Source organism: Limimaricola litoreus, from assembly GCF_024159025.1.
In the GTDB taxonomy this organism is placed as follows: domain Bacteria; phylum Pseudomonadota; class Alphaproteobacteria; order Rhodobacterales; family Rhodobacteraceae; genus Limimaricola; species Limimaricola litoreus.
In genome coordinates this window covers 1-9,643 of sequence record NZ_JAMYXC010000140.1, presented here as the reverse complement: position 1 = coordinate 9,643, position 9,643 = coordinate 1, and the positions used below count along the sequence as shown (strand labels likewise).

Sequence of the window (9,643 nt, the reverse complement as noted above, 5' to 3'; positions counted from 1 at the left end):
TATCTCGACGCGCCGATCTCGGGCGGGGCGGCCAAGGCCAGCGAAGGCCGGCTGTCGATCATGGCCTCGGGCTCGGAGGCGGCCTTTGCCGCCGCGCGCCCGGCGCTCGACGCCATGGCCGAGACGGTGCATGACCTCGGGCGCGAGGCCGGGGCGGGCTCGGCGATGAAGGCGGTGAACCAGCTTCTCGCGGGCGTGCATATCGCCGCGATGGGCGAGGCGCTGGCGCTGGCGGCGAGCCAGGGGCTCGATCTTGGCCGCGCGGTCGAGGTGATCCGCGGCTCGGCGGGCAATTCGTGGATGTTCGAGAACCGCGCGCCGCATGTGGTGGAGGCCGATTACGCGCCCCGCTCGGCGGTGACGATCTGGCCCAAGGATCTCGGCATCGTCTCGGGTATCGCGGAGGGCGCGGGGCTGTCCGTGCCGCTCACCCGCGCGGCACTAGGCCGGTTCGAGGCGGCGGTCGAGGCGGGCTGGGGCGCGCAGGACGACGCCGCCGTCACGAAGCTTTATGCGCGCGAGGCGGGGCTCGCGCTGCCGGGAGAGGCGTGATGCTGCTGGGCTGTATCGGCGATGACTTCACCGGGTCGAGCGATCTGGGCAACACGCTGACCCGGGCGGGCATGCGCACGGTGCAATATGTCGGCGTGCCCCAAGGCGCTGCCGACGAGGGCGTCGAGGCCGGGGTCGTCGCGCTCAAATCGCGCTCGGTGCCGGTGGAGGAGGCGGTGCGCCTCTCGCTCGATGCGCTCGACTGGCTGCTTGCGCAGGGCTGCGAGCAGATCCTGTTCAAATATTGCTCGACCTTCGATTCCACGCCCCAGGGCAATATCGGCCCGGTGGCCGAGGCGCTGGCCGAGCGGCTCGGCGCGGATCGGGTCATTTTCTGCCCGGCCTTTCCGGGCGCGGGGCGCAGGGTCTACCAGGGGCATCTCTTCGTCGGCGACAGGCTTCTGAGCGAGAGCGGCATGGAGAACCACCCGCTGACGCCGATGACCGACCCCGACCTGCGCCGCTGGCTGGCGCGGCAGGTGAAAGGACCGGTCGGGCATCTGCCCGCCGATGTGGTTTTCGACGGCGCGGAGGCGATCCGCACGCGGCTCGATGCCACCGACGCGCGGCTCATTGTCTGCGACGCGATCCGCGACGCGGATCTCATGGCGCTCGGGGCGGCGGCGGCGGGGCTGCGGCTCGTCACCGGTGGCTCGGGCATCGCGATGGGCCTGCCGGAGAACTTCCGCAAGGCGGGCCGCCTGTCGAAGGCGGCGGCGGGCTGGCGCGGACAGTCGGGCCGGGCGGCGGTGCTGTCGGGCTCCTGCTCGAACGCCACGCGGGCGCAGGTGGCGCGGCACGAGGGGCCGCGCCTCGAGATCACGGCAGAGGCGTTGATGGCGGGCGAGATCACGGCGCGCGAGGCGGCGGGCTGGGCCTTGGCACAAGAGGGCCTGCCGCTCGTCTATTCCTCGGCCGACCCGGAGGTGGTGCGCGCGGCGCAGGAGCGCTTTGGCCGCGAGACCGTGGCGGGGCGGGTCGAGGATTTCTTTGCCGAAACGGCGCGGGCGCTGGTCGAGGGCGGGGTGGCGCGGCTGATCACCGCCGGGGGCGAAACCTCGGGCGCGGTGGTCGAGGCGCTGGCGCGCGATACGCTCGAAATCGGGCCGGAGATCGCGCCGGGCGTGCCCTGCCTGCGGGCGGGGCCTGATCTGGTGCTGGCGCTGAAATCGGGCAATTTCGGCGGGCCGGACTTCTTTGCCGAAGCCGATGCGATGCTGGGGCAGGGGGCATGAGCGAGAGCCGGCTGCGCGAGGCGATCTGTGCCCAGGCCGCGTCGATCTTTGCGCGCGGTCTGACCGGCGGCGCCTCTGGCAACATCTCGGCGCGCTGCGAGGATGGCGGTTTGCTGGTCTCGCCCACGGGGGCGAGCTTCGGCAACCTCGACCCCGCCCGGCTGGCGCGGTTCGACGCAAAGGGCCGGCACGTGGGCGGCGACAGGCCGACCAAGGAGATGCCGCTGCACGCGGCCTTCTACGAGACGCGGGGCACGGCGGGCGCGGTGGTGCATCTGCATTCCACGCATTCCGTCGCGCTGTCGATGCTGCCCGAGACCGACCCCGAGAACATGCTGCCGCCGCTTACTGCCTATTCGATCATGCGCTTGGGCAAGGTGAAGCTGCTGCCCTATTTCCGCCCCGGCGATCCGGCCATGGGCGACGCGGTGCGAGGGCTGGCGGGGCGGCGCTCGGCGGTGGTGCTGGCCAATCACGGCCCCGTCGTGGCGGCGAAGGATCTGGAGGCGGCGGTCTATGCGATGGAGGAGCTGGAGGAGACCGCGAAGCTCGCCATGCTGCTGCGCGGGGCCAACCCGCGGATGCTGAGCGCGGCGCAGATCGAAGACGTGGTGACGAGATTCGACGTGGAGTGGGACTGATGTTTTCGGCCAATCTGGGCTTTCTGTTCACCGATCTGGCGCTGCCCGACGCGGTGCGCGCCGCGAAACGCCACGGCTTTGGCGCGGTGGAGTGCCATTTTCCCTATGCGACGCCGGTGGACGACCTGCGCGCGGCGCTCGATGAGACGGGGCTCGAGATGCTCGGGCTCAACACCGTGCCGGGCGAGGCCGCCGCGGGGGAGTTCGGGCTTTGCGCCCTGCCGGGGCGCGAGGATGCGGCGCGCGCGGCGATCGCGCAGGCGGTGGACTATGCCGCCGCGATCGGCGCGCGCAACGTGCATGTCATGGCCGGGCGCACGGATGGTGGCCAGGCGGCCGAGGCCGCGTTTCGCGCCAACCTCGCCCATGCCTGCGAGCTCGCCGCGCCCGAGGGCATCGGCATATTGATCGAGCCGATCAACCGGCGCGACGTGGCGGGCTATCACCTCGCCCATGTCGAACAGGCGGCCGAGACCTGCGCCGCGGTCGGGCATCCGGCGCTGAGGATCATGTTCGACTGCTATCACCTGCAGATCATGCAGGGCGACCTGATCCGCCGGTTCGAGACGCATCGCGGCATGGTCGGCCATGTGCAGATCGCGGGCGTGCCGGACCGGGGCGAGCCGGATGGCGGCGAGCTGCATTACCCCAACCTGATCGCGGCGATGCGCGAGATGGGCTGGGAGGCGCCGATTGGCGCGGAATACAGGCCACGCTCGGGGCGCACCGAGGAGGGGCTTTCATGGATGGACGCATTTCCGCAAGAGCGGGCAGGGGGAGCGAGATGAGCGAGATACTGGCGATCGGCAGCTATACCGAGACCGACATGGCGGGGCTGCGCGAAATGGGGGCGCGGGTGATCGCGAGCCTCGATGCGATGCGCGACCTGCCCGAGGCCGAGCGGGGCGATGTGCGCGCCGTGGCCTACAAGGGGCATCACCCCTTCGGGGCGGAGGAGATGGCGCTTCTGCCCGCGCTCGGCGTGATCGCCAATTACGGCGTGGGCTACGACGCGATCGACGTCGGCGCGGCGGATGCCGCCGGGGTGCGGGTGACCAACACGCCCGACGTGCTCAACGACGACGTGGCCGATCTCGCCGTGGCGATGCTGTTGATGCAGCAGCGGCGGATGCGGCAGGGCGATGCGCATGTGCGTTCGGGGGCCTGGGCCGGGGGCGAGAGCTTTGCGCTCAACCGCAAGGTCTCGGGGCGGCGCGCGGGCGTCATGGGGCTGGGCCGGATCGGGCGCGACATCGCCGACCGGCTGGCGGCGTTCAAGATGGAGATGCATTACCATTCGCGCTCGGAAAAGCAGACGCCGGGCTGGCGCTACCACGCCGATCCCGTCGATCTGGCGGCCTCGGTCGATTACCTCGTCGTGGCGCTGGTCGGCGGGCCGGAGACCGAGAACTACGTCTCGCGCGAGGTGATCGAGGCGCTGGGGCCGGAGGGGGTGCTGATCAACATCTCGCGCGGCTCGACGGTGGATGAGGCCGCGTTGCTGGAGGCGCTGGAGACGGGGCGGCTGGGGGGCGCGGGGCTCGACGTGTTCAACGGCGAGCCGAAGGTGGACCCGCGGTTTCATGCGCTCGACAACGTGGTGCTTCAGCCGCACCAGGGCTCGGGCACGCAGGAGACGCGCGCGGCGATGGGGCAGCTGCAGCGCGACAATGTCGCGGCCTTCCTCGCGGGCAAGGCGCTGCCGACGCCGGTGAACTGAAGCGGCGGCCCCGGCGGCGCGGCTCCTCCCGAAGCCGCGCCGCCGATCATTCGATGCCCGTCTCGTCGGTGGTCAGGTCGCGCCCGGCCTCGCGCGCCTCGAACAGCCGGGTGAGATTGGTGATCAGCGCCGCGAGATGGGCGTTGATCTCGGAGGCGACGCGGGCCGGGTCGCGCGCCTCGAGCCCCGCAACGATGTTCTCGTGCTGCGTGCGCACCCGCTCGCGGGCGCGGCGCTGCACCGCCGAGAGGTAGCGCTGCCGCCACATCCGCGCGAGATAGGCGGCGTGGGTCTCGGCCAGCGCGGGGTTGTGCGAGGCGCGGGCGATGGCGGTATGGAACGCCATGTCGATCTCGAACAGCTCGATCAGCCCTTCGCCCTCGGCGGTCTCGCTCAGCGCGAGGTGCCGCTCGGACAGCGCGCGGATCTCGGCGATCTCGGCGTCCGAGGCCTCGCGGCAGGCCAGCTCGCCCGAGAGGATCTCAAGCGCCTGCAACACCGCCACCGCGTCGCGCACCTCCTTGAGCGAGGGATCGGCCACCACCGGGCTGCGCGCGGGGCGCAGCTGCACCAGCCCTTCCTTGGCGAGGATGCGCACCGCCTCGCGCAGAGGCGTGCGGCTCACGCCGAGTTCGAGCGCGTTGTCGCGCTCCTTGATCGGGTCGCCGGGGGCGAGAGTGCCGCGCAATATGTCGCGGCGCAGCCTGAGCGCGATCTGTTCGGGCAGGGGGGAGGCGGTCATCTGGGGCCTTGTGCAAAAGGGCGGGCTTGGGAAAGAGCGGGCGCGTATATCTGGTATACCAAAAATTTCTTGTCTGTCGAGCAACCCCTCGCTAGCGTGACGTCACGGCTGGTATACCATCTTCGGGGGAAAAGAGGGGCGAGCCGCGAAACTGGCGGGGAGGACCGCCGAGGGAGGAAAGCGATGAAGACCAGTACCCTATGTCTCTCCACGGCGCTCGTGGCGGCGATGGCCTTGCCCGCCATGGCGCAGGAGACGCTTCGGATCCAGACGCATTACGCACCCGAGACGGAGTCGGGCCGGCTGGCCCAGCAATTCGCCGACGACATCGAGGTGATGTCGAACGGCGAGATCGACGTGGAGATGTTCTTCTCCTCGTCGGTGGTCAAGACCGTGGAGGCCTTCGACGCCGCCGCCAACGGCATTCTCGACTGCGACATGACCGGCGGCGCCTACCAGACCGGCAAGAACCCCGCCTTCCAGTTCGTGGGCGACATCATGGGCGGCTACGACACGCCCTGGCAGCAATATGCCTGGCTCTACAACGGCGGCTTCGAGACCGCGGACGAGCTTTACGGCGACTTCAACATGAAGCTCGTCGGCTGGTGGATCTACGGCCAGGAATCCATGTCCTCGTCGAAGCCGCTCACCGGGCCCGAGGATCTCAAGGACTGGAAATTCCGCTCGCCGCCGGGGATGGAGACCGAGATCTTCGCCAATCTCGGCGCCTCGCCCGTGGTGATGGATTTCACCGAGATCTTCACCGCGCTGGAGACGGGCATCATCGATGGCGCCGACGCGAGCGGTCTGGCCAACAACGTCGGGCTGGGGCTTTACGATCTGGTGGAGCACGCGACCTTCCCGGGCTTTCACTCCATGCCCTCGGACCATCTCGCCTGCCGTCTCGACAAGTGGGAGGGGCTGTCGGAGGCGCATCAGCGGATCATCGACACCGCGATGCAAAAGCTCGCCTTCCAGACCGCGCTCACCTTCGAGGTCGCCAACAACGAGGCGGCCGCCGAGCTGCGCGAAAAGGGCGTGAAGCTCTACGACTGGTCCGACGAGGACCGCAAGACCTTCCGCGACGCGGCGCAGGCGGCCTGGGCCGACTGGGCGACCAAGACGCCCGAGACCAAGGCGCTGGTCGACAGCCACACCGCCTTCATGACGCAGCTCGGGCTGATCTCCGAGGAGTGATCCGCGCGACGTGAAAGACCGCCAGCCCCCGGTTTCGTCCGGGGGCTGCGCGTGAGGGACGACCGACACGCCGACAGGGAGAGGGCCGTGGTCAGCAAAGCTGCGACATCATTGAGGGACATGATCTGGCCTGCGGCGTTCACCGCCTGCATGGCCTGGCTGGTCTGGTATTTTCCACGCTTCATCATCCTCGCGGGGCTGGCGAACGACAATCTGCAATCGGGCTATCTCACCGCCGGCGCGCTCGACATCGTCGTGGCGCTCGGGGCGGTGGCGGCGCTGGTCATGGGGCTGCGCACGACGCGCACCACCGCCGGAGAGGGCGTGATCGAAACGCCGGTCGACAGGCTCAGCCTGTTTCTGGGCCGGGTGACGATGCTGCTGGTGGTGGTGCTGGTGGCGGTGATGGCCTACGAGGTGATGCTGCGCTACGTCTTCGAGCGGCCGACGCTCTGGGCCAACGAGATGAGCCTGTGGATGGCGGGGTTCATCTTCCTGCTGTCGGGGCTCTACGCCATGCAGCAGCGCAGCCATATCCGCATCTATCTCCTCTACGACGTGCTGCCGCGCGGCGTGCAGCGGCTTTGCGACGTGATCTCGACCGGGCTGATCTGCCTCTTTGCGGCGGCGATGATCTGGGGCTCGTGGAACGAGGCGCGCGACAAGTTCCTGCGCTGGGAGACCTTCGGCACCGCCTTCGACCCGCCGATCCCCGCGACGCTCAAGCCGCTGATCCTCCTGGTGATGGTGCTTGTGGCGCTGCAGGCGGTGGCGAACCTCGTCGCCGACTGGCGCAAAGGCCCCGAGAGCCACGGGGTGATCGACGGAAACGAGGTCGAGGAAATGATCCAGACCGCCCGCGCACAGCATGAACAGGGAAGACACGACTGATGTTCGATATCGGAACCATTTCCACCCTGCTGCTGCTCGCCATGCTGGGGCTTCTGGCGATCGGCATGCCGCTGGGCTTTGCCTCGGCGATCCTCGCCGTCGGCGTGCTGGTGATGAAGTTCGGCCCCGACCTTCTCTTTTCCAGCTTCGGCACCGGGCCGCTCAACATCCTCGCGCAGCGGATCTACGGTCTGCTCACCGATTACGTGCTGATCTCGATCCCGCTGTTCATCTTCATGGCGAATTTGCTGGAACGCTCCGGCATCGCCGCCGAGATGTACAATTCGCTCAATGTCTGGCTCAACCGCACCCGCGGCGGCATCGCCATCGTCACCTCGATCATGGCGGTGATCATGGCCGCCATGTCCGGCATCATCGGCGGCGAGGTGGTGCTTCTGGGCCTGATCGCGCTGCCGCAGATGCTCAGGCTCGGCTATGACCGCAACCTCGCCATCGGCACGATCTGCGCCAGCGGCAGCTTGGGCACGATGATCCCGCCCTCGATCGTGCTGATCATCTATGGCCTCATCACGGAAACCTCGATCAAGGCGCTGTTCACCGCGTCCTTCCTGCCGGGTTTCATCCTCGCCTCGTTCTTCATCCTCTACATCGTGGTGCGCACCCGGCTGAACCCCGCGCTGGCACCCTTGCCCGAGCCCGAGATCGGCGAGCCGGAGCTGGCCGAGAAGCGCAAGCTCTTCGGCACCTTCCTCCTGACCATCATCGGCGGCTTCGCCACGGCGCTGTTCTTGCGCGCGCTGTTTCTGACCCTGACGGGGCAGAACACGGCGCGCGAGGGGGTCGAGGCGATCGCCTTCGGCACGCCCGCCCATGTCGCGATCTTCGGGGTGGTGGTGCTGGCGGCCCTCGGCCTGATCTTCGGCGTGATGGGGCGCGAGCGGTTCCGCACCTCCTGGTCGATGGGCAAGGGGCTGGTCGGCCCGATGGTGGTGATCGGCGTGGTGCTGGGGTCGATCTACGGCGGCATCACCGGCATCACCGAGGCCGCGGGCATGGGCGTCATCGCGGTGGGCGTGATCGCGGCGCTGCGCGGTGAGATGAGCATCAACCTGCTGTGGGAGGCGCTGAAAAGGACGCTGAAATCCACCGGCACGATCATCTGGGTGACGATCGGCGCGACGGCGCTGGCGGGGGCCTACACAATCGCAGGCGGGCCGACCTTCATCGCCTCGACCATCGTGGGAAGCGATCTTCCGACCATGGGCGTGATCCTGATCATGATGGCGATCTTTCTGGTGCTCGGCGCCTTCATGGACTGGGTCGGGATCGTGCTGCTGGTGATCCCGGTCTTCCTGCCGATCATCCTGCGCCTGCCGATCGAGGAGATCGGGCTGTTCGGCGAGCTGAACCCGTCGCATCTGTCGATCTGGTTCGGGGTGGTGTTTTGCATGAACATGCAGGTGAGCTTTCTCTCGCCCCCCTTCGGGCCTGCGGCCTTCTACCTCAAGTCGGTGGCCCCGCCCGATATCTCGCTCACCGATATCTTCCGCGGCTTTCTGCCCTTCATCGCGATCCAGCTGGTGGCGCTGTCGCTCTTGCTGATCTGGCCGCCGCTGGTCTCGGTGTTCCTGTGAGCCAGGGGACGCGACAGGGGGGAGGGCGCGGCGGCGCCCTCTCTGCCCGCCTTCGGGGCGGCGGGGCCTGATGGAGGCGGTGCGCCCGCGCGAGGACCGGACCGGCTTCGGGCTGGTGCTGATGGGCTGCGCGGTCGCCTTCTTCACCTGCATCGACACCTCGGCCAAATGGCTGATCCTCGCGGGGTTTCCGGCGCTTCAGGTGGTCTTTGCGCGCTACGCGGGGCATCTTCTCCTCTCGCTCGCGCTCTACATGCCGAGCGGCGGGCTGGCGCGGTTCCGCTCGGTGCGGCCCGGGCTGCAGTTCCTGCGCTCGGCCTTTCTTCTGGGCAGCACGTTCCTCAACTTCACGGCGCTGAATTACCTGCCCCTTACCGTCACCACCACGGTGATGTTCGCGGGCCCCATCGCGGTGACGCTGCTGTCGATCCCGCTCTTGGGCGAGAAGGTCGGCATCCGCCGCCTCGTCGCGGTGATCGTGGGCTTTTCGGGCGTGCTGGTGGTGGTGCAGCCATGGGGCGCGGCCTTCCACCCGGCGATGATCCTGTCGCTGGGCGCGCTGAGCTGTGCGGCACTTTATTTCGTGCTGACGCGCAAGCTCGCGGGGGCCGAGAGCACGGCGACGAGCCAGCTGTGGTCGAGCGGGCTGTCGACGCTGGTGATCCTGCCGCTGGCGCTGCCGGTCTGGCAATGGCCCTCGACGCTGCTGGAGGGGGTGATGCTGGTGGCGATCGGGCTCTTTGGCGGGGTGGGGCACATCCTCGCCACGGTGGCGCACCGTTTTGCCGATGCCTCGCTGCTGGCGCCGGTGGTCTATGTGCAGATCCTGTTCGCCTCTCTGGCGAGCATCCTCGTCTTCGGCACATGGCCCACGGCCTGGACGCTTCTGGGCGGGGCGATCATCATCGCGGCGGGGGCCTATATCTGGAACCGCGAGCGCCGCTAGCGCGGTCAGGAACGCGCGGTCAGGATCCCTGGCCCCAGGCGCGGATGCGGTCGGCCACGCGCGCGTCGGGCGCGCCGCCCTCCTCGCGCTCGCGCCAGCGGTCGAGCAGGGGCTGGCCCGAGTT

Annotated in this window: 10 protein-coding genes; 9 read left to right on the top strand and 1 reads right to left on the bottom strand. The window is 68.8% G+C overall.

The window, feature by feature from the left end; all coding sequences use genetic code 11:
• The 5 genes from NHG85_RS09680 to NHG85_RS09660 form a co-directional block, all read left to right on the top strand.
• Positions 1-552 (top strand): NAD-binding protein (locus tag NHG85_RS09680; protein ID WP_253331872.1); only part of this gene is annotated, 552 nt, incomplete at its 5' end.
• Positions 552-1,787, top strand: a complete 1,236-nt coding sequence (gene otnK / locus NHG85_RS09675) for a 3-oxo-tetronate kinase (protein ID WP_253331870.1) — start codon at positions 552-554, stop codon at positions 1,785-1,787. The genes NHG85_RS09680 and otnK, both read left to right, overlap by 1 nt.
• Positions 1,784-2,428 (top strand): 3-oxo-tetronate 4-phosphate decarboxylase, encoded by a 645-nt coding sequence (gene otnC, locus NHG85_RS09670; protein WP_253331868.1) that lies wholly within the window; start codon positions 1,784-1,786, stop codon positions 2,426-2,428. Before otnK ends, otnC begins: the two co-directional genes overlap by 4 nt.
• The gene (locus tag NHG85_RS09665) at positions 2,428-3,216 is read left to right on the top strand and encodes a hydroxypyruvate isomerase family protein (RefSeq protein ID WP_370363010.1); all 789 of its coding nucleotides are present in this window, start codon (positions 2,428-2,430) and stop codon (positions 3,214-3,216) included. The genes otnC and NHG85_RS09665 overlap by 1 nt, the downstream gene beginning before the upstream one ends.
• On the top strand, positions 3,213-4,148 hold the full coding sequence (locus tag NHG85_RS09660) for a 2-hydroxyacid dehydrogenase (protein WP_253331862.1): 936 nt from the start codon (positions 3,213-3,215) through the stop codon (positions 4,146-4,148). The genes NHG85_RS09665 and NHG85_RS09660 overlap by 4 nt, the downstream gene beginning before the upstream one ends.
• A 46-nt stretch (positions 4,149-4,194) precedes the next feature.
• Here NHG85_RS09660 and NHG85_RS09655 read toward each other — a convergent pair whose 3' ends face one another.
• Positions 4,195-4,890: a GntR family transcriptional regulator gene (locus tag NHG85_RS09655; protein WP_253331860.1), complete on the bottom strand. Its 696-nt coding sequence runs from the start codon at positions 4,888-4,890 to the stop codon at positions 4,195-4,197.
• 183 nt (positions 4,891-5,073) lie between these two features.
• Here NHG85_RS09655 and NHG85_RS09650 point away from each other — a divergent pair, with 183 nt between their 5' ends.
• The 4 genes from NHG85_RS09650 (at position 5,074) to NHG85_RS09635 (ending at position 9,519) form a co-directional block, all read left to right on the top strand.
• Positions 5,074-6,087 carry a TRAP transporter substrate-binding protein gene (locus NHG85_RS09650; RefSeq protein WP_253331858.1) on the top strand — a complete coding sequence of 338 codons (1,014 nt, stop codon included), beginning with the start codon at positions 5,074-5,076 and terminating at the stop codon, positions 6,085-6,087.
• 120 nt (positions 6,088-6,207) lie between these two features.
• Positions 6,208-6,978, top strand: coding sequence for a TRAP transporter small permease subunit (locus tag NHG85_RS09645; RefSeq protein WP_253331856.1), 771 nt, complete (start codon positions 6,208-6,210; stop codon positions 6,976-6,978).
• A complete protein-coding gene (locus NHG85_RS09640; protein ID WP_253331854.1) occupies positions 6,978-8,573 on the top strand; it encodes a TRAP transporter large permease in 1,596 nt (531 codons plus the stop codon). The genes NHG85_RS09645 and NHG85_RS09640 overlap by 1 nt, the downstream gene beginning before the upstream one ends.
• A gap of 70 nt (positions 8,574-8,643) precedes the next feature.
• Entirely contained in the window at positions 8,644-9,519 is an 876-nt protein-coding gene (locus tag NHG85_RS09635; protein ID WP_253331852.1) for a DMT family transporter, read from the top strand.
• Positions 9,520-9,643 lie beyond the last annotated feature (124 nt).